The sequence below is a fragment of the Streptomyces sp. NPDC101194 genome (assembly GCF_044767885.1).
GTDB lineage: Bacteria > Actinomycetota > Actinomycetes > Streptomycetales > Streptomycetaceae > Streptomyces.
Genome location: NZ_JBIWOS010000021.1, coordinates 1 through 18,087 on the forward strand (window position 1 = coordinate 1; position 18,087 = coordinate 18,087).

18 protein-coding genes and 2 pseudogenes are annotated in these 18,087 nt (G+C 67.6%); 10 read left to right on the forward strand and 10 right to left on the reverse strand.

The annotated features are described in order from the left end of the window. Positions 1-108, forward strand: a pseudogene (locus tag ACIRP2_RS38720) (IS5/IS1182 family transposase); the annotation flags it as partial. A 195-nt stretch (positions 109-303) separates the two neighbouring features. On the opposite strand, the gene ACIRP2_RS38725 reads toward ACIRP2_RS38720, so the two are convergent. Then, on the reverse strand, positions 304-441 hold the full coding sequence (locus tag ACIRP2_RS38725; protein ID WP_404258499.1) for a hypothetical protein: 138 nt from the start codon (positions 439-441) through the stop codon (positions 304-306). A 540-nt stretch (positions 442-981) separates the two neighbouring features. On the opposite strand from ACIRP2_RS38725, the gene ACIRP2_RS38730 reads away from it, so the two are divergent. The 4 genes and pseudogenes from ACIRP2_RS38730 to ACIRP2_RS38745 all read left to right on the forward strand — a co-directional run bounded on the left by ACIRP2_RS38730 (position 982) and on the right by ACIRP2_RS38745 (position 4,300). Then, entirely contained in the window at positions 982-1,665 is a 684-nt protein-coding gene (locus ACIRP2_RS38730; RefSeq protein WP_404258464.1) for a response regulator transcription factor, read from the forward strand. Then, positions 1,658-2,764 (forward strand): sensor histidine kinase, encoded by a 1,107-nt coding sequence (locus tag ACIRP2_RS38735; protein ID WP_404258465.1) that lies wholly within the window; start codon positions 1,658-1,660, stop codon positions 2,762-2,764. The genes ACIRP2_RS38730 and ACIRP2_RS38735 overlap by 8 nt, the downstream gene beginning before the upstream one ends. A gap of 331 nt (positions 2,765-3,095) precedes the next feature. Continuing rightward, a pseudogene (locus ACIRP2_RS38740) lies at positions 3,096-4,020 on the forward strand (transposase family protein). Between the two features lie 130 nt (positions 4,021-4,150). Next, positions 4,151-4,300: a hypothetical protein gene (locus ACIRP2_RS38745; RefSeq protein WP_404258466.1), complete on the forward strand. Its 150-nt coding sequence runs from the start codon at positions 4,151-4,153 to the stop codon at positions 4,298-4,300. 49 nt (positions 4,301-4,349) lie between these two features. Here ACIRP2_RS38745 and ACIRP2_RS38750 read toward each other — a convergent pair whose 3' ends face one another. Beyond that, complete coding sequence (locus ACIRP2_RS38750) at positions 4,350-4,514, reverse strand: hypothetical protein (RefSeq protein WP_404258467.1); 165 nt, start codon at positions 4,512-4,514, stop codon at positions 4,350-4,352. A 106-nt stretch (positions 4,515-4,620) separates the two neighbouring features. Between ACIRP2_RS38750 and ACIRP2_RS38755 the strand changes: the two genes are divergently transcribed. Both ACIRP2_RS38755 and ACIRP2_RS38760 read left to right on the forward strand, forming a co-directional pair. After that, positions 4,621-5,856 (forward strand): serine hydrolase domain-containing protein, encoded by a 1,236-nt coding sequence (locus ACIRP2_RS38755; RefSeq protein ID WP_404258468.1) that lies wholly within the window; start codon positions 4,621-4,623, stop codon positions 5,854-5,856. Between the two features lie 201 nt (positions 5,857-6,057). Next, positions 6,058-6,726: a VanZ family protein gene (locus ACIRP2_RS38760; protein ID WP_404258469.1), complete on the forward strand. Its 669-nt coding sequence runs from the start codon at positions 6,058-6,060 to the stop codon at positions 6,724-6,726. A gap of 458 nt (positions 6,727-7,184) precedes the next feature. Here ACIRP2_RS38760 and ACIRP2_RS38765 read toward each other — a convergent pair whose 3' ends face one another. The 3 genes from ACIRP2_RS38765 to ACIRP2_RS38775 form a co-directional block, all read right to left on the reverse strand. Further along, on the reverse strand, positions 7,185-7,772 hold the full coding sequence (locus tag ACIRP2_RS38765; RefSeq protein WP_404258470.1) for a dihydrofolate reductase family protein: 588 nt from the start codon (positions 7,770-7,772) through the stop codon (positions 7,185-7,187). Positions 7,773-8,454: 682 nt separating this feature from the next. Continuing rightward, positions 8,455-8,772: a hypothetical protein gene (locus tag ACIRP2_RS38770; protein WP_404258471.1), complete on the reverse strand. Its 318-nt coding sequence runs from the start codon at positions 8,770-8,772 to the stop codon at positions 8,455-8,457. A 15-nt stretch (positions 8,773-8,787) separates the two neighbouring features. Continuing rightward, on the reverse strand, positions 8,788-10,254 hold the full coding sequence (locus ACIRP2_RS38775) for an ISL3 family transposase (RefSeq protein ID WP_404258472.1): 1,467 nt from the start codon (positions 10,252-10,254) through the stop codon (positions 8,788-8,790). A gap of 398 nt (positions 10,255-10,652) precedes the next feature. Here ACIRP2_RS38775 and ACIRP2_RS38780 point away from each other — a divergent pair, with 398 nt between their 5' ends. The 3 genes from ACIRP2_RS38780 (at position 10,653) to ACIRP2_RS38790 (ending at position 13,509) form a co-directional block, all read left to right on the forward strand. Beyond that, positions 10,653-11,504, forward strand: a complete 852-nt coding sequence (locus ACIRP2_RS38780; RefSeq protein ID WP_404258473.1) for a class I SAM-dependent methyltransferase — start codon at positions 10,653-10,655, stop codon at positions 11,502-11,504. A gap of 213 nt (positions 11,505-11,717) precedes the next feature. Continuing rightward, on the forward strand, positions 11,718-11,939 hold the full coding sequence (locus ACIRP2_RS38785) for a hypothetical protein (RefSeq protein ID WP_404258474.1): 222 nt from the start codon (positions 11,718-11,720) through the stop codon (positions 11,937-11,939). Positions 11,940-11,955: 16 nt separating this feature from the next. After that, entirely contained in the window at positions 11,956-13,509 is a 1,554-nt protein-coding gene (locus tag ACIRP2_RS38790) for an ISL3 family transposase (RefSeq protein WP_404258475.1), read from the forward strand. Positions 13,510-14,584: 1,075 nt separating this feature from the next. Here ACIRP2_RS38790 and ACIRP2_RS38795 read toward each other — a convergent pair. From ACIRP2_RS38795 to ACIRP2_RS38815, 5 genes are all read right to left on the reverse strand, one after another. Then, positions 14,585-15,220: a DUF7003 family protein gene (locus tag ACIRP2_RS38795; protein ID WP_404258476.1), complete on the reverse strand. Its 636-nt coding sequence runs from the start codon at positions 15,218-15,220 to the stop codon at positions 14,585-14,587. A gap of 53 nt (positions 15,221-15,273) precedes the next feature. Next, on the reverse strand, positions 15,274-15,486 hold the full coding sequence (locus tag ACIRP2_RS38800; protein ID WP_404258477.1) for a hypothetical protein: 213 nt from the start codon (positions 15,484-15,486) through the stop codon (positions 15,274-15,276). Between the two features lie 158 nt (positions 15,487-15,644). After that, on the reverse strand, positions 15,645-16,262 hold the full coding sequence (locus ACIRP2_RS38805; RefSeq protein ID WP_404258478.1) for a transposase: 618 nt from the start codon (positions 16,260-16,262) through the stop codon (positions 15,645-15,647). Positions 16,263-16,524: 262 nt separating this feature from the next. Continuing rightward, on the reverse strand, positions 16,525-17,091 hold the full coding sequence (locus ACIRP2_RS38810) for a dihydrofolate reductase family protein (protein ID WP_404258479.1): 567 nt from the start codon (positions 17,089-17,091) through the stop codon (positions 16,525-16,527). Positions 17,092-17,279: 188 nt separating this feature from the next. After that, on the reverse strand, positions 17,280-18,087 hold an 808-nt coding region (locus ACIRP2_RS38815; RefSeq protein WP_404258480.1), incomplete at its 5' end, for a transposase.

Here is an 18,087-nt window from a genome sequence, read left to right on the forward strand (position 1 = left end):
CGCAGACTCAACCACCGCTACGAACGCCACCCCCGCAACTACCTGGCCTTCCTCGGCCTCGCCGCCACCCTCTGCTGCTACAAACGACTCCTCCGACTCACCACATAGGACACCGTCTAAGGCCAGGGCGAGGCCGACGAGGTGGGAGCCGCCGAGGACGGTCTTGGCGGTGGCGCCAGTGAGGTCCTGGTCGTGGGTGATGATCTGGCCGGTGGCATAGGAGGCGCCCCAGACGATCACGGGTGCCGGGAGGACTCGTGCAACTCGGTACACGCGATTGAGTTCGCCCAGCTCAGCGGCGCCCTATTGATCGGTGGGGAGATGACTGACGGCGTCTTCGAGATCGGCGTGGGTGGGGAGGGTGTACCGCCGGGTGGTGTCGAGCTGGGCATGACCGAGGATTTCGGCGACGACGACGATGTCGACGCCGACGCGGAGCAGGTTGGTGGCCGGTGTGCCGGAGGATGTGGGCGGTCAGGGCGAGGTTGCCTGCTTCGTCGACGATGTCGGCGTCGATGGCGAGTTCGTCCATGAGCCGGTCGACGGCCCGGGTGGTGAGCCGCCCGCCGCGTCGGTTGAGGAACAGCGCGGGGCTGTCTGCGCCGGACCAGGAGGCGGGTTCGGTCCGCCGTTCGGTGAGGTCCAGGCAGCGGTGTCGATGAGCGGGACCTCGCGGGATCCCTCGCCCTTGACGGACCGGACGATGACCTTTCCCTTGTGCGTGGAAAGGGGGACGTCGGTGTCGTTCAGGGCGACGAGTTCGGCAATGCGTAACCCGGAGCAGAACAGCAGCCGGCCGATGGCGCGGTCGCGGGCGGGTGGGCGGCGTTCGACGGCGGGCGGGTAGCACTTTTGTTGGCCGGCGTCCAGGAGCGGGGTGCGAGTTTGGAGGCGCCGTCGCGGCCGACGACGGCGGGGCTGAGTCCGAGCTGGGTGAAGAAGCATATGTCGGCGATATGCCGCGCTGCTTAGGCTCCAGGTATGCGCGTGTTGATCGTGGAGGACGAGCCCTACCTGGCCGAAGCCGTCCGGGACGGTCTCCGGCTGGAAGCGATCGCCGCCGACATCGCCGGCGACGGCCACTCCGCTCTGGAACTGCTCAGCGTCAACTCCTACGACCTCGCGGTCCTCGACCGCGACATCCCCGGCCCCTCCGGCGACGAGATCGCCCGACGAATCGTCGCCTCCGGCAGCGGCATCCCGATCCTCATGCTCACCGCTGCCGACCGGATCGACGACAAGGCGTCCGGGTTCGAGCTCGGCGCCGATGACTACCTCACCAAACCGTTCGAGCTCCGGGAGCTCGTCATGCGGCTGCGGGCGCTGGACCGCAGACGCGCGCACGCCCGACCCCCGGTCAGCGAGATCGCGGGCCTGCGGCTGGACCCCTTCCGCCGGGAGGTCTTCCGCGACGGACGCTACGTCGCGCTCACCCGGAAGCAGTTCGCCGTGCTCGAAGTCCTCGTCGCCGCCGACGGCGGTGTCGTCAGCGCCGAAGAACTCTTGGAGCGGGCCTGGGACGCCAACGCCGACCCCTTCACCAACGCCGTCCGCATCACCGTCTCCGCCCTGCGCAAACGACTCGGCGAACCATGGCTCATCGCCACGGTGCCCGGCGTCGGCTACCGAATCGACACCACCCGCCCTGGCAGCACTCATGAATAGGCGCCCAGGGCTCAGCGCCCGCCTGAAACTCACCATCAGCTACGCCGGATTCCTCCTCATCGCCGGCACTCTCCTGCTGGCCGTGGTTTGGGTGTTCCTGCTGCGCTACGTACCCGACAGCCCCCAGGGCCTTCTCGGGGTCGCACCCAACCGCTACCTCCTCGTGCGCATGTTCGCCCCCGCTGCCGCGATAGCACTGGCCTTCCTGCTGGCGTTCGGCCTCCTGGGAGGATGGATCCTCGCCGGCCGGATGCTCGCACCACTCACACGGATCGCAGACGCGGCACGGATGGCCGCGAACGGATCACTGTCCCACCGGGTCCGCATGCAAGGTCCCCAAGACGAATTCCGCGAACTCGCCGACGTCTTCGACATCATGCTCGAACAACTCGAATCCCACGTCACCGAACAGCAACGATTCGCCGCGAACGCCTCCCACGAACTGCGCACCCCGCTGGCGATCTCGAAGACACTCCTCGACCTCGCCCGCAACGACCCCACGTGGGACCAGGGCGAACTCATCGAACGCCTCCACACCGTCAACACGCGGGCGATCGACCTCACCGAGGCCCTCCTGCTGCTCAGCCGCGCCGACCGCAAGAGCTTCACCCGCGAGCCCGTCGACCTGTCCCTCATCGCCGAAGAAGCCACCGAAACCCTGCTTCCCCTCGCCGAAAAGCGCCAGATCACGCTCGACGTCATCGGCGAGAAGGCACAGACTCTCGGCTCCGCGGCGCTCATTCTGCGGATGGTGACCAACCTCGTCCAAAACGCCATCGTCCATAACCTCCCCTCCGGCGGTACCGTCACGGTCCACACCGAATCGCAGCACGACGCGAGCGTGCTGCGGGTCGAGAACACTGGCCATCGGGTCCCAGCGGAACTCCTTCCGACCCTCACCGAACCCTTCCAACGCGGACCAGAACGCACACGCACCGACGAACATGTCGGGGTCGGCCTCGGGCTGGCCATCGTGCACAGCGTCGTCCGAGCACACGACGGGACCATCGACCTCGCGCCCCGCCCCACCGGCGGTCTCCTCGTCACGATTCGACTTCCCGGCACGCCGCAGGCATCGTCCCCGAGCGAGGCCCACTAGATCGTTGATCGGCTCCGCGAGGCAGACTTCGCCGGTGGCGCAGCAGCGGCGGATCGTCCGCTGCGCGGATTCGGGGAGTTTGGGCTGCCTGCTTGAGCTTGCCCTGGCGCTTGGCCAGGGCCTTGCCCTCGCGGATGCGCAGGTGCCCCAGGTTGGCCTCGAACTCGAAGCAACCATGGCCAGGGTTCGCAGGAAAAGGCGGCCGAACGGCCCGTCGACTCCTTCAGGGACTCCAGCGACGACTGCTATGTGGCCGGCCCCGCCATCCACATACGAGCTGGTGCGTGATAGCGGGTGATGTGTTCTTGCTGGTGGGTGGCATGATCCGGATGTGGTGATCACGGTCAATCGGGCGGTCCTGGCTCATCAGTTGTTCACGGGTATCCCCCCGGAGGCATCTGAGCAGTCTGGCTGAGGAGTTGGCCTTGCCCTGGCAGTCCGCGGTCGAAGGACGTCGTCACGATGCACGGGGCGGTCCGAGGAGGCGGGCCGCCGGTGCCGGGGCCCGGCACCGGCTGGTCTTCGCCGACAGGCTGGTGGCCACTCCCATCCATCTGCGGCACGACCTTCCGCACTCGGTGCCGGGGCTGCTGTTCGGTGTCGACCGCTCGACCATCCCCCGGGCTGTCGGGGAGATACGCAGCCTCCTGGCACAGCGGGGCTGCGCGGTCCCTGACCGGCCCGGCCTGCGCTCGAAGACTCTGGCAGACGTGTTCGCCCACGCCCGGGCCGAGGGTGTCGAGCTCCGCCTGGACGCCACCGAGATCCAGGTCCGCCGGCCTGTGGCCGGCCGCGGCGGACGCCGCGCGTTCGTCTCGGGCAAGAAGAAGCAGAACACCATGAAGGCCACTGTGATCGCGGACGACCGGGGTCGCGCGTTATGGATCGATGACCTGCCGCCTGGACGGATGCACGATGCGACCGCCGCACGCAACGAAGGCGTCGGGGTCTGCTTTCAGTACTTTCCCGACGCGGAAATCCTCCTGGACGACGGCTACCTCGGTCTGCGACGCGACCACCGCGGTCAGGCCATCGCACCGCCCAGGAAGCCGAACAAAATCGCGCTCCCGCATGTCCACGCAGCCGGAGAACGACTCCGCCACCAGCACTCCTCCAAGCGCATCACCGTCGAACACGCCCTCACCGATCACAAGCGCTGCAAGCAACTCACCCACTGGACGCACCGACAAGACCGGCTGCCTTCCATCTACCAGGCCATCGCCGCCCTCGTCTCCGACCGCACCGCGGCCATCTGAACAACGACCCTCAACAGGCGAACACGACCCACCCGCTATCACGCACCAACTCGTAAGGCGGACCTGTCTAGACCTTCCGGTGGATGCGCGTGCCGCCGCCGCGGTTCCTAGGCGTTCACGGTGGGGGCAGGTGGGCGGGCGTGACGGCGAACTCGTCCTGCAAGCCCCGGCACCCGTCCTCGCCTGCATGCTCGGCCACCACGACGAGAACGTCGTCGACATCGCCGCTCAAGCGGCCGGCACCTGGAGCCGCTACGCCTCCGGCGACCACACACGGTGAGTAAATACACCCTCTACCCAAGAAATACACGCCAGACAGTTACGGGACTTCACCGGTTCTGGACCCGGATGTGCAGCGACGAGTCGTCCAGCACCTGCAGTAACCGGGCTGTCGCGATCACCAGCGGCAGGACCATCCCACTGTCGGCATGCGCGAGTTCCTTGATGCCGGGGATTCGGTGTATCGCGGGCGTATCGAAAATCGCATACGCCACCGCAACAGTCTTCCGTCTTCAGTGGGGTCACGGACCGCATGGGTGGGTGATCGGTTGCCGATAGACCCGCAACGGTCGATTTGTCGATCAGGAAAGGACAATGGTCATGGACTCGGATTCCGTACGTGGTATCAATCGGCGGCGGCTGCTCGGGTGGGGCGGGTTGGCGGCCGTCGGCGGGTTGGCGGCCGGCGCGCCACTGGCGGGCGCCCGACCCGGCCACGCCGCCCCGGCCCCAACCGGCTCCGACATCCCACCGGCCACCCGTCCCGGCGGAGCCTACGACCAGTACGTGGCGAAGCTGGCCGCCGAGGGGAAGTTCTCCGGCGTGGTGCTGTTGTCGCACCGGGGTCAGACGGTGCTGTCCCGCAGCTACGGCATGGCCGACAGGGAAAAGGGGATCCGCAATCACGAAGGAATCGCGTTCAGTCTCAGCTCGGCGGGCAAGCCGTTCGGCGCGGTGGCCATCTTGCAGCTGGCACAGCAGGGCGAGCTGAGCCTGTCGGACACGGTGGGAACCCACCTGAAGGGCTACGCCAAGGACGTCGCCGAGCAGGTGACCATCCACCACCTGCTCTCCGGCACCTCCGGGCTGAACACCCCGGATGAGGACGTGCAACGCATCTTCCGGAGCCAGGAAGAGGTGCACGAGTACTACGAGCAGTGGGTCCGGCAGTCCAAGCTGGTGGCCGCCCCCGGCACTCGCACCAGCCACTCCGGCGCCGATGTCGGCATCCCCGCGTTGATCGTGGAGGCCGTGAGCGGCATGACGTACTGGGACTACGTGCAGGAGAACATCTTCGGGCGCTGCGGCATGACCGGCTCGGCGTTCTACACCAGGCCGCAGTGGCTCACCGACGAGCACATCGCGCACCCGTACATGACGCTGGCCGACGGCAGCCAGGTGGACGCGGTCCGCAATCTGGACCAGGGCAGCCCGTCCCCGGACGTACCAGGCAGGAACCCGGGCCGCAGCTTCATCGATGCTCCCGGGGACGGCGGCTTCGCCACCGCGCCGGATCTGGTCCGCTTCGCGCGCGCGCTGGGTGACGGCACGGTGCTGGACCGACCCTGGGCCGAGTTGCTCACCGGGGCCAAGATCCCCCACAGCGGTTCGTCGTTCGGGGCCTACGACATGCCGGTCCATATCGTCAACGGCCAGTGGGTGTTCGGGCGCGGCGGTGGCAACCCCGGTGTCAGCGCCAACTGGAACATCTACCCGTACACCGGCTGGGTCGGCGTAGTCCTCGGCAACTGCGACGGCCTGCCGCTGCAGGAGATCACCGGGCGGGAGATGCAGGCCATCACCGGGGCTTCGCCCGGCGACGGGGGTGGCGGCTGAAACGGTCCGGCGGCAGACACGGAGAGACGGGATCTCCTCCAGCCCGGTGTGCCGGGTACGCGCAGGGTGCCATCGGCGGGCGCTGACACCGCCCGTTGGCCCTGAGGAACTCCAACGGACAACCGTCACATCTGTTGGATCATCGAAGAAATCGCTCTGACCTGCGGGAAGATTGCGCGGTCGGACGGAAGCGGAGGTAGCGTGATCATCAAGGGGTGGCACGGCTGGTTCGGTACGTTCACTGGCGTGGCCCTCATCGCAGTGGCCGTGCTGCCGTTGGCCGCGCTGGCGGTGTGGGCTCTGGCAGGCCGTCGACGTGTCACCGGCACCACGCCGGCGTGGGCGTGGCGCACGTCGCTGGCCGAGATCGGCATCGTCTACGGGACGGTGCCGTGGGTATGGATGATCATGTTGCCGGGCGGCCGGGCCGGCGCCGTTCCCGCTCGGGTGAGCCTGGTCCCGCTGCGGGACCTGCTCACGATCCTCGCAGGCGATCCGGTGACGGCGATGGGTCAGGTCATCGGCAACCTGCTGGTGTTCGCGGCGCTGGGGTTCTTCGCCCCTCTGCGGTTCGCGGCGCTGGCGTCGGTACCGCGGATCCTGGCGCTCGCGGCGAGCTGCTCGGTCCTGGTCGAGACCGCGCAGTACGTCCTGCGGCTGGACCGGGTGTCCTCTGTGGACGACGTGCTGCTCAACACCGCCGGCGCCGGGCTGGCTGCGCTGGCGTCGCGCCGCTGGTGGCGCGCTACAGCCAGGAGGTCGTCCGTCGGCCAACCACAGCAATGCCCACGACCACCAAGCCGTCGAGGTGATCCGGTCCAATCGGCCGCTGGCCGGGCAGATCGACCTGCTCGCCCCCCAGGAGCGTGACGAAACTCCGGACCGAGAGGGCCCTGGCTGCGCCTACTGGGCCCTGTTCTCGTAAAGCTACGGCGAACGGACTTGTAGCGCTGCACGATGCTCGGGGCCGCATTCATCGTGAGGGCCGGCGGTGCAGCAAACAGCGGGTAGCAGCGGTTCCGCTTCGAGGTCGGCATACCGGACTTCCCACGCTTGATGGTTCGTCAGGATAGTGCCGCAGTGAATGCCGGATCTACTACGGCGGTGCCGATACGGTCCCCTCGACACCCCACCGGCGACCTCGCGTGTTCGACCGAGCGTGATCACGAGCGCTGGGTGCGAGGTATACGCATTTCCTGCGGCAGAGCCGGAAGGAGTCGACGGGGTGGCAATCGAACGGGCGGCCGCGCCGGAGAGCGGGGGCGCATTGCGGGTGCCGCACGCCCGGGTCGTACCACTGGGCCAGCCCACCTCGCGAAAGCGCGAGGCTAACGTCGGACTGGGTACCTCAGGTGAAGGGCACGGCGCCCCTGGATGACGATCAGGTCGTCGAGGAGTTGGTGGCCCCGGTCCAGCTTCGTGAAGTAGGGGATCCCCTCGCCGAACAGCACCGGCACGAGGCTGACACATACCTCATCCACCAGACCGACGTCGAGTGCCTGCTGGGTGATCGTCGTGCTCGCGATAGCAACATCCTGATCGTCGGCGATTTGTCTGGCCCGGGTGATCGCGGCCTCGACTCCATCAACGAACGTCGTTGTGGGCCACTTCGTGGCGGCGTCCTCCGGCTTGCGACGAGTGACCACGACGACGGCGGCGCCTGCCGGGTGCTTGTCACCCCAGCCACGAGCAATGTCGAACAGGCGTCGGCCGGCGACGAGCGCACCGCAGTTGCCGGTCAACTCTCGTAGCGCCTGCGCACTGGCGTCGTCGACCTGGAACGAAACGGTCTCACTCGGGTTCGGCACGGTCACCTCCCCCGCTTCGTACCACTCGAACAGTTCGCCGACCTGGTCATTCGGATCCGCAACGAACCCATCCAGCGACATCGTCATGTGAGTGAACGCTTTGCCCATCGTGGGCCTCCCTCTACTTGTCGGCTGTCACCCGTATTGACCTCTTATGACCGTGAAACTCATCGGCATCGCAACCCCGGTCTGATGTGTCCTTCATCGAGATATGACGCGCGAGAGACCTACGGCGGCGTCGGCTCACCCCGGGAAGGCGGGCTGGAAGCGAACGAGCGGCCTGAAGGTGATCAAGGTTGCTGAGACCAATCGACCACGAATTGGGGTCGCGCTCGCATGCCCAGTTCCCTGCTCGATGCCCTTGTCGCACTGCGAGGACGTGTTCGAAGCGGACCTGCGGGCGCCGATGGCGTTGCCGTGTGGGGCCGACGGGCTGCCGGGGGTCGTTGAGTTACTGGATCGGGTGCCTGACCGGCCGTCTCGGCCGGGCCCCCGAGACGCGTTCCGCCCGGTGCTGAAACGGGATGCGCGGATCGTCGCCTCCACCCCAGGGCCGGGCAGCACGGAACTGGCCTGCGTCGCCACGCCACGACCGTCGCCCTCGACACGGCCGCACGGTATGACCCGATACGCTTCTTCACCGGACGAGTGCCGCCTTCCCTCCAACGAAGAGGGCACTCTACAGGTCCCATCATCCCAGGTCAGCGGCACTCTTCGCCTATTCGATCAAGCTTCGGACACTCACCCTCTTAAAAGCTCGAGGCCAACCCACTACCTCGCCCCTCGACTGCTACCGGGTCATCGCAGTGCGGAGTTCGGCCGCCAGCCCGGCCATCGCCCGCAACCGCTCGTAGTACTCGACTGCGTCGCCCCCATCACCGAGCGACGGCAGCACCTTCTCTACGGCAGCGAGGCATCCGAGCAGGGTTCTGCGGCGCTTCTCGTCAAGGGGCCCAGACAGCGACGAGGAGACACAGCCAGCGATGCCCGCATCCAGCAACACCAGGTCTTCGCCGTTGATCTCTCGACCGCGAAGGCGCGGTCGGAACTGCGCACGCATGTGCTCTTCCCACAGCCGCGAGAGTAGGTCCAGTTGCGGTTTACTCATGTACGAGATCCTGCCTCAAGAGCCGGCGTCGAGGTCTCGGAGCAGGTGGAGGGCGAATCCGGTGAGCCCGGGCAGTTGGCTGGCGTCGACGGCGTCGATCCAGGCAGGGAGCGTGGCACCGAGGCGGCCGGTGAGCATCTCGCCGAATTCGCGGACGTGTCCGGCGGCTGTGTCCAGTTCGGGACAGCGGGTCAGGACGTTCTTGAGGCCGACGCGGTCTTCCTCGTTCAGGGCGGTGGGGTGGCGGGTGATCCAGCCGGTCACCTGCCGTACCGTCGGTGGCCGTGGCGGTGCGGCGGACGGAGCCTCGCGCAAGGTAGCGATGTGGGCTCGGACCATGCCGTAGGTGACGGGAGCTTGTTCGGCGACCAGCTCGCCGTGGAGTCGGGTGACGCTGGTGCATCCCTCCGTAAATCGTCGTTCCAGGTAGGGCTTGTAGGGGTCAAGCCTGCTCGGTCGCGGACGGTTGTCGCGGATGGTGTCCTGCCAGCGCGTGGCGTTCGCGTACCGGAGCACGGTGTTCAGGCCCCAGCCCAGGTGCCGGGCGATCGCCCGGCGCGAGTGGCCTTGGGCGAGCATCTCGTGGACCAGGGTGTGCGCAGCTTTCTTACGCTCGGCCCGCCGGCCGACGGGCTCCGCTTCGTTCCGCGACCGATCGGAAGCCGGTGGGGTGCCCTGCGGCAGGAGGCCGCTGGGCGTCGGGCTGCGCAGGCAGTCGCGGTGGGCGGCGACGCAGGTCTCCACGGCCCGGCCCAAGCCCTGCCACAGATGGAACCGGTCAGCGACCTGCAGAGCATCGGGGGCGCCGCGCCGGGCACCCTCGGCGTAGGCGCCGGCACGGTCTCGGCAGATGATCTCCACGCCGGGGTGGCGGTTCAGCCAGGCGGCCAGCGGCCCGGCTTCACGCGTCGGGAGCACATCGACCACGCGACGGTCTTCGACGCTGGTCAGAACGGTGGAGTAGGTCTGGCCGCGACGGATCGCGAAGCCGTCCACGCCCAGCACCCGCGGAGTACTGAACCGAGGGGCGGGCAGTGCCATGACCCTGCGTATCAAGGTCATCCGTCCCGCACCGAAACCTAGCTGGGCCGCCAGCCGAGCGCCGGCCCGCCCCGCCAGGGCGAGCCCCACCCGTTCCAGGGCGCGGTTGAGCCGAGTGGTGAACCGCGAGTGCGGGACAGTCAGCCGGGAGAAAGGCTCGGCGAACGTCCGGCGTGGGCAGTTCGCCGACCCGCAGATGAAGCGTCGGACCCTCAGCCGGATTACAAAGCCTTGGTCAGCCAGAGGAAGGTCCTTCAGCCTGCGCAAATAGCGGTCGTGGACTCGGCCCGAGAAGCGGCCGCAGTCCGGACATGAAGCTCCGCCTGCACGACCTCTCGCCACCACCTCGACCGTGCCGAACCCGGCCGTGACCGCCTCGACCTCCACATCGTCGATCCCCTCGAACACCAGCGAGCCCCAGAACAGCGCGTCGGTCTGCATGACCAGCACCATCACCGTCCACCGCCAACCACAGCAGTGAACGGAAGGAACCTGAGGGAGCGTCAGTTACGACTGTCAGACGGCAAGGTGTACGCCGTCTCGCACGAGCCCGGCTCCTCGCAATCGAACACCGAGGTAACGCTCCGCGACGGCTCCCCAAGATCTGCGCCAGAACCCGGATCTCACCTACGCAGCCACTCAAGCCCCTTGGAATTGAACATCTAAGGGCTGTCCCGCAATCCCTGGTGGATCAGCGCGCGGCGTCGGATGCGGTGCATCGCAAGGCGGAGGGGCGTCCGCATACTGGATGTATATGGACGTTCCGACAACGCGGCGAGGTGCCGTAGCCGACGTCGCACGCCCGCCAGGGATTACGGGACACCCCTTAGGCTGGCGCGGTGACTGATGAGCAGGAGCGGGTGCAGCCGTCGGGAGTGTGGGCCACGGCGGTGGGGGTGGCCAGAGTGCGGGCGCTGGAGACCGAGCGGGAGAACGCGCTGTTCCGCGACCCACTGGCACAGGCCTTCGCCGCCGCCGGCGGCCTGTGGCCCTCCTCGCCGCGGCTGCCCGATGACGAGGCCACGCGACGCCGCCGGCTGGCCGTGTCGCTCTCCATCGTCGTCAGGACAAAGTTCCTCGACGACCTGTTGCAGCAGGCCTCCGCGTCCGGGGTCCGGCAGGTCGTGCTGCTCGGCGCCGGCATGGACAGCCGGGCCTTCCGGCTGGACTGGCCCGAGGGCACCCGGCTGTTCGAGGTCGACACCGCCGCGCCACTGAACTTCAAGGCATCGGTGCTGCGTCAGGAGCGGGCCGTCGCACGCTGCGAGCGAATCACCGTCGCGGTGGATCTGCGTGAGGACTGGCCAGGCGCGCTGGCCGCCGCAGGGCATGACCCGGCCGTGCCGACCGCGTGGATCGCCGAAGGACTACTGATCTATCTGCCCGAGGACGCGGTGGAGCTACTGCTGGCCCGGATCAGCACGCAGTCGGCGGCAGGCAGTCGGATGGGGCTGACATTGGGCTCGCGCGGCGTGATCGAGCGCTTCGGCGCGGACGCCGCGCCAGGATCGGCGGCGTCCATGTGGATCTCGGAGATGCCCGACGACCCGGTGGGCTGGCTGGCCGGGCACGGCTGGGAGGCCGACAGCCACACCCTGCGCGAGCGCGCTGCCGCCTACGGCCGCCCGATCAGCACCCCGCCACGACACGAGGAACGGACCGGCGGACTGATCTCGGCGGTCCGCCGGTAAAGCGCCTCCCGGTTCCTAGATGATCGATTCCAAGAAGGCCTGATGAGTGGAGCCAGGTTCATGCGCGGCCAGCCAGTGATTTCGCACTTGTCAACCTGACTGAGCCTTTTCCAACCTCAGTTTGAGCAGGTCACGTAGCGGGACGGCTGGCCGGAGAGTACGACGCTGCCTCGCCGAGCTCTGCTGTCGGCGGCGAGCGCTTGGCTCGCGGACATGGACGACGAACGGCTTCTGACCGCCGTGGTCGAGATCCTGTGGCCGGATCTACGTGACCTGGCCTGCCGTGAGCACGGGCATGCGCCAGGTCATGTCTGCCTGATGGCACTCTTTGAAATTGGCTCTGACCGGAGTTTCGTGAATCCGCAGGTCAGCGGAGGACTGCGGGAACGATTCGTCAGGGGAACTCTTCGGCATGGGGGTCTGCTCGCTGGATGATGTGCTGTTCCCGGGGATGGATGTCCGATTGGACAAGGCGGTGTTCACTGCGGAGGCGCTGTTGGTGTCCGCGGTGGCGTGTGGTCCGCCGCCACCCTGTCCGGGCTGTCGGGCGAGAGCCCGGCGGGTGCACTCCACCTACGAACGCGACCTGGCAGAGAGGCCGTTGACCGGCAGGAAACTGCAGATCAGGCTTCGTGTGAGGCGGTTCTTCTGCGATCGGGCGTCCTGCCGCCGCAGGACCTTCGTCGAGCAGGTCGACGGGCTGAGCGAACGCTACCGTCGCTCAAGTTTGGGTACGAAGCAGTGGCTGCGGGCGGTCGCCGACGAGCTGGGCGGTCGAGCCGGTGAACGGCTCTGCCGCCGACTGCACTTGGCTGCGGGCCGCAGCAAGCTGCTCAGCCTGCTTGAACCTCCGCCGGTCCCCGAGCACGCACCACGCGTGCTCGGGGTGGACGAGTTCGCCTTCCGGAAGGGCTGCACCTACGGCACCGTGCTGGTGGACGTCGAGGCCGGAAGGGTGGTGGACGTGCTGCCCGATCGCACCGCGGAGACCTTCGCCGATTGGCTGCGGGCTCATCCCGGCGTCGAGATCATCTGCCGAGATCGGGCCACCGCCTACACGCGAGCAATCAGGGAGGCCGCACCACAAGCTCTGGAGGTTGCCGACCGCTGGCACCTGCTGCAGAACCTCGCCGCGGCCGTCGAGAAGACCTGCCACCAACACCGCAACTGCCTGCGCAAACACGCCCAGGACGAAGCCCCCGCAGCGCCGGAGCCTGTGCTCCTGGAGCTGCCGCCTCCCGACTTGCCCCGGACTCAGATCATCGAGCGGACCCGACACCGGCATGCTGACGTGTGTCGGCTGGTCGAGGCGGGCTGGACTATCAGTGCCACCGGCCGCCGGTTGAACCTGGACCGCAAGACCGTGCGCCGTTTCCGCGACACCGACATCGAACAGCTCCTGGCCTCCGCCCAGGAACGGCGGCCGGCCGGGGTGCTGGAGCCGTTCAAGTCCTACCTCAACACCCGCTTCACCGAGACAGAAGGACAGGTCAGCGGCAACCGTCTGTTCCTGGAGATCCGTGAACGCGGTTATCAAGGCAGCCGTCAGGTCGTTCGCCGACACCTTGCCGCCCTGCGTGCCGGCACTGCCCAACCGGTCCGTGCCGACATCCCGAGCCCCCGCAAGATCACTTCATGGATCATGCGACCACGCGAAGCACTCACCGACAGCCAGGAACAACGGCTCCTCGAAGTCCGCCTCGCCTGCCCGGACATCACCCGCGCCTGCGACCTCGCCCGAGCCTTCGCCGACCTCGTTCGACACCAGCGCGGATATCTGCTGCTGGAATGGATCCGCCAGGCCGAGACCGATGCTCCGAAACCGGTGAGCGGCTTCGCCGGCTTCCTCCGCCGCGACCTGGACGCCGTCACCGCCGGACTGACCCTCACCTGGAGCTCAGGCGTCGTCGAAGGACACGTCAACAGAGTGAAAACACTCAAGAGAGCAATGTACGGACGGGCGTCCTTCGACCTCCTCCGCACCCGCATCCTCACTCAGTCATGAGCTTCACGAAACTCCGGTCAGAGCCAAAATCGAAGATCCTCATCATGCCTTTCCGTCTCCGGTCATGCTGACCTGGGCAAGCTCGTCGAGACGCTTTCTGACCGGTGTGGTGAGCCATCCGTCGGCGCCGGCCGGCTGCCGCCGCTGCCCTTGTCCGGGCAGGTCGACTGGAGGTACGCCTGGCCGTTCAGTAACCGATGGGTCGCCTTCGGCCGGACCGGTCGAGGCGAGGGTGCCGGACCCGCAGTGGTGATCGCCCTGCGCAGCACGCCGGTCGCGGAGCAAGTGCCTGCGGAGGCCTCCTGGCTGGAAAGGCTCGTCGCCGCGACCGGTTGGGTGCCGAGGACTGCGGGCCAGGTCTACTGGGCGGCAGTCGAGTCCCGCCTGGGAATGTCTCTGCCGAGCGACTACGAGGCGCTCGTCGCGGCGTTCGGCAATGGGATGGTCGACGGCATTCACTGCGTTTTCATGCTGGACGACCTGGTCAAGAGCGCCGAGTCGTCGGCGAGGATGGGCCAGACGCCCTGGGAGCCGCATCTGCCGTTCCCGGCCTTTGGCGGGCTGCTGCCCCGGATGAGCAACGAGCACGAGCAGTGGTTCCAGCGGACCCCAAATCCTTCGGCGAGGCGAAGACGATCACGCGGCGAGCCCAGACAGGGGGTGGGCTGCGGATGCGTGATCAGTTCATGGATGCCGTCGAGCGGAACGACGAACACGATGAACAATGAGGAAGATTCCTCGCCTGCTGAGCCGGCAGCCCGCCGCCGACGGGGCGGACTCCGAAATCGGACCGGCGAACCCGGTGCAGGCACGACCTGTGTGTCGTTGAGACAACTGCCTGGTGCCTGTGCCTGGTCTTCGATTTATCGCTCGGGGCAGGCACCGGGGCATCGCCTGCGAAGCGGGACTTTCCCGGCAGGTCGGATGCTGTACAGGCAGCCCGCCCGTTCGATGTCCCCTGTCCAATCCTTTCGGCACTGCCGCAGTAAGGCAGTGATTTTGCTCCCCGTCGCACGCGATCAAGCTCACTCGAGGCCCGTCGTGCAGCGCTGCGGGCCGAACCCACGGCGACCGGTCACAGAGTTCCGGAGTCCGGCCAGTTGGACCAGTGGGTATTGGGTGAAAGGCTCGGTCGGTAGCGCCCGACGTCACCAGATGCCAGGACTTCCGCGATCTGCCGGTAGGTCTCACTCGTGCTGGGAGGTGTCTCGATATCCTCCGGCTGGTGCCATTCCTCCAGTTGTAGAACCTTAGGCAGGTCCCCGGGAATCCTCGACTCCACTTCGGCTTCGTCGGCAAGGATCAGATCCCGGAACTCCGGCACCAGCCTGCGGAAAACGACTTCGAGCGGCTCGCCAGGCTCCGCCTCCACGGCCAGCGTTCGGCCCCTGACAACCATGGGAATACCGCCTGCGTAGGCCTCCTGGTCGTCGATCTCCTCCATGTTCTCGACGCGATAGTGGAAGCTCTCGTGCTCCCAACCCGGTTCACCACTGATCAGGCAATTCCCGTAAGTGCCCACTACATTGACGAGGTTGCCCATGCGCGGGTTGTATCCGACGGTCTCGATGATCAGGGCCCAGCGCCCCGGGTCATGGTAGAGGTGCATCCGCACATCCACTGCGTAGAAGTAACCGTTGTCGGGATGAGGGAGCTTGAACTCGGCTGCACATTCGTCCAGTTGGGCGACAATGTCGTTCGCTTCGATCACGTCGCGGACGCTACCAGGACTGGCTGGCCGGCTGGCCGGCTGTGGAGCTTGCCTCACTTCGTTTGGAAGAAGCCCTCAATGTCCGCGGCGACTTCCTGCGGCAGCTCGGCGCCGAGAAAGTGCGCGTCACCGTTGAGCCGCATGTACTCGAACCACGGATTCTGCGCACGGAACCGCTTGTGCAGGGTCTCGTAGCTCTCCGACTTCGGATGTGCGAACACACGCGGGACCGACCGTGACTCGTCGTCCGGGATGGGCTTGCCCACCAGGGTTGACCTGCGGGAACGGGCAGTCTCCAGTTTGGGGGTTGCAATCCCGGTCCCACCTTCGCTCCCCCGCTGGGGCAACCGTCCAGCCAACGGTTCAGCCGCCGCTCGGTGCAACCCTCTCCGGGACGAGCGCGGCCTCCAGCCGGTCCAGGCGTTCATGGAGGGGCGGACGAGACGGGCGCGGTTCTGGACGCAGCGCACGGTGCCCTCCAGCGGTACGGACAGACGGCCTTCGGCCCGAGGTAGATCGCTTCGTGCGAGATCTGCATGGCTGCGTCACCAGGAAACTGACATCGCAGCCACCCTGCGATCTGCTCGGGAGACCAGCACAGAGCCAGCTTGGCCTCCACCAGGGCGCGCAGAGCCGGCCGTTGGGCGAGCTCGGCCCGCTTGGGCCGGCGCCCGCGCTCGTAGGCGGCCGCATCGGCCGACGCGGCTCGGTAGCGGTCCCGGCCGCCGTTGCGGGAGATCTCGCGAGAGATGGTCGAAGGGCATCGGCCCAGCCGCCTGGCTGGTTGGCGGGCCGATTCCCCGGCGGCGATGCCGCGGGACATCTCCTCGCGCTCGCTGCCGCTCAGATGCCGCTCTGACCGCGTCTGCGGGGTGAGGCGGACGCCGCCACTCCGGCACAGGAAGCGACAGGCGTGCTGCATCGGTGCCCCAGGTGCCCGCCCGATCAGGCTGAACGACTGCCCCTCGCGCCGGCGTCGCCAGATCTCGTCCTGCTGAGCCGGCGAAATCCCGTAGTCACGCACCTGTGCCTCCACGGTCACGTGATCATCCGTGGGTGGTGCGTTGATCACTTGAGGGTGCCATCGTTTGACGACAGAAATGCGGCCCGCCCGGCACCCGGGCCGCGGGCTGGCGGGTGGGCATTCATGAGGAGTCGATCCCGCAGCCCGATGGCACAGCGGCGCGAAGCGCCTATTTGAGGGGCGGTGGTCGGGCTGCCGGGTGGGAGCGCTGAGGTTCTGCTGCACGCGCCGCTACACACATCACTTCCAGACAGAACACCTAGCGCGTGGGTGCTGATGCTCAGCGCCTCGTCTCGTACCTGGTCAGGACCACGCCGCCGGGCAACGTCCGCGTCTCCACCAGGTTCAGGTTCACCCAGCTGTCCAGCGCGGTGAAGAACGGCGTGCCGCGGCCCACCAGGACCGGATGGACGGCGATCGCGTACTCGTCGATCAGCCCGGCGCGCATGGCCGCCCCGGCGAGCGCTGCGCCGCCGATGTTCATTGGTCCGCCGTCCTCGGCCTTGAGCCGGGTGATCTCGGCGATCGCGTCGCCGGTGACCAGGCGGGTGTTCCAGTCGACGTTGTCGATCGTCGAGGAGAACACCACCTTCGGCGTGTCCCGCCAGTTCCGCGCGAACTCGATCTCCGCAGGGGTGGCGTTGGGCTGCTGGTCGCCGGTCGGCCAGTAGGAGCTCATCGTCTCCCATAGCTTGCGCCCGTACAGCGACAGACCGCTCGCCTGCTCGTGGTCGAGCCACCACTGGAACAGCTCGTCGCTCGGCGGTCCGCTCCAGCCGATGTCGTCGCCGGCCGCGGCGATGTAGCCGTCCAGGGTCAGGTTCATGCCGTAGATCAGTTTCCGCATGGCTCAGCCTTCCGTCCGTGGGTGTACGGCGTACAGACCAGCGCGGCGCGGGAAACTCATCGGTGCGCGATCTGGGCTCGCCGGTAGTCCTCGTTCTCGGGGCTCAGCGTGGTGTACTCGGCCGACTCGGGCAAGCCGCCTGATCTCGACCTCGCCCTCGCGAGGAAATGCCACGGATTTGAGACTGATCACGGGTGACAAGGCCGTGAGACAGCCAAGAACGCCCAGGTCACGCAAGATCGACATGTCACGCGCGGGGCCTGGTAGAGGGTCAGGCCCTGGCAGGGGCTTTTGGGCAGGTCCTCTGTTCGGTCACGGTGGGTTGCGGTCACGAGGGTGACGTGCCGGTGCCGGCCGGTGAACGAGCGTCCTTCGAAGTGGTCGAGTCCCAGGGTGGTCTTGAGCTCGGGGTAGTCGTGCTCGACGCGCCACCGCAGCTTCGCGAGGCGGACCAGATCCCGGCCGGGGATGTCGGCCGGCAGTTGGGATATCCAGTACTTGACCGGTTCGTCCGAACGTCCGGGCCATTGAGCGATCAGCCAGGTCGGGCCGATGACACCGTCGGGGGTGGGCTTCGGACGGCGCCCGGCGGGACGGATGCGCAGGCACACGAAACGCGAGGTCTTCGCAGCTTTGGAGCCTCTGCGCCAGGTGACGCCCATCGCCCTGCGACGTCCGGCGGCCAGGACGTGTTCGCGGAGGCTGAGGGGCCGGGTGCGGTATCGGGACAGCGGCCTGGGGCCGAGCCCGCCATACGCCGGCCGATGGGGCTCAGCGCTTTCGGCGTGCGCAGTCATCTCACCCTTGACCTGCAGCGCGCAGGCCAGTCCCCGGTCCTCCAGGCCGTGACGGAAGTCGGCGTTCGCCCCGTAACCGGCATCCGCGACCAGTACCGCAGGCCGCAGGCCGCAGGCCGCAGGCCGCAGGCCGCAGGCCGCAGGCCGCAGGCCGCAGGCCGCAGGCCGCAGGCCGCAGGCCGCAGGCCGCAGGCCGCAG

Bases quoted from the DNA above. Each gene is read 5' to 3' on its own strand.
- ACIRP2_RS38730 (WP_404258464.1), top strand. From the start codon at position 982: ATGCGCGTGTTGATCGTGGAGGACGAGCCCTACCTGGCCGAAGCCGTC.
- ACIRP2_RS38735 (WP_404258465.1), top strand. From the start codon at position 1,658: ATGAATAGGCGCCCAGGGCTCAGCGCCCGCCTGAAACTCACCATCAGC.
- ACIRP2_RS38755 (WP_404258468.1), top strand. From the start codon at position 4,621: ATGGACTCGGATTCCGTACGTGGTATCAATCGGCGGCGGCTGCTCGGG.
- ACIRP2_RS38765 (WP_404258470.1), bottom strand. From the start codon at position 7,772: ATGGGCAAAGCGTTCACTCACATGACGATGTCGCTGGATGGGTTCGTT.
- ACIRP2_RS38770 (WP_404258471.1), bottom strand. From the start codon at position 8,772: ATGAGTAAACCGCAACTGGACCTACTCTCGCGGCTGTGGGAAGAGCAC.
- ACIRP2_RS38775 (WP_404258472.1), bottom strand. From the start codon at position 10,254: ATGCAGACCGACGCGCTGTTCTGGGGCTCGCTGGTGTTCGAGGGGATC.
- ACIRP2_RS38785 (WP_404258474.1), top strand. From the start codon at position 11,718: ATGGACGACGAACGGCTTCTGACCGCCGTGGTCGAGATCCTGTGGCCG.
- ACIRP2_RS38790 (WP_404258475.1), top strand. From the start codon at position 11,956: ATGGATGTCCGATTGGACAAGGCGGTGTTCACTGCGGAGGCGCTGTTG.
- ACIRP2_RS38810 (WP_404258479.1), bottom strand. From the start codon at position 17,091: ATGCGGAAACTGATCTACGGCATGAACCTGACCCTGGACGGCTACATC.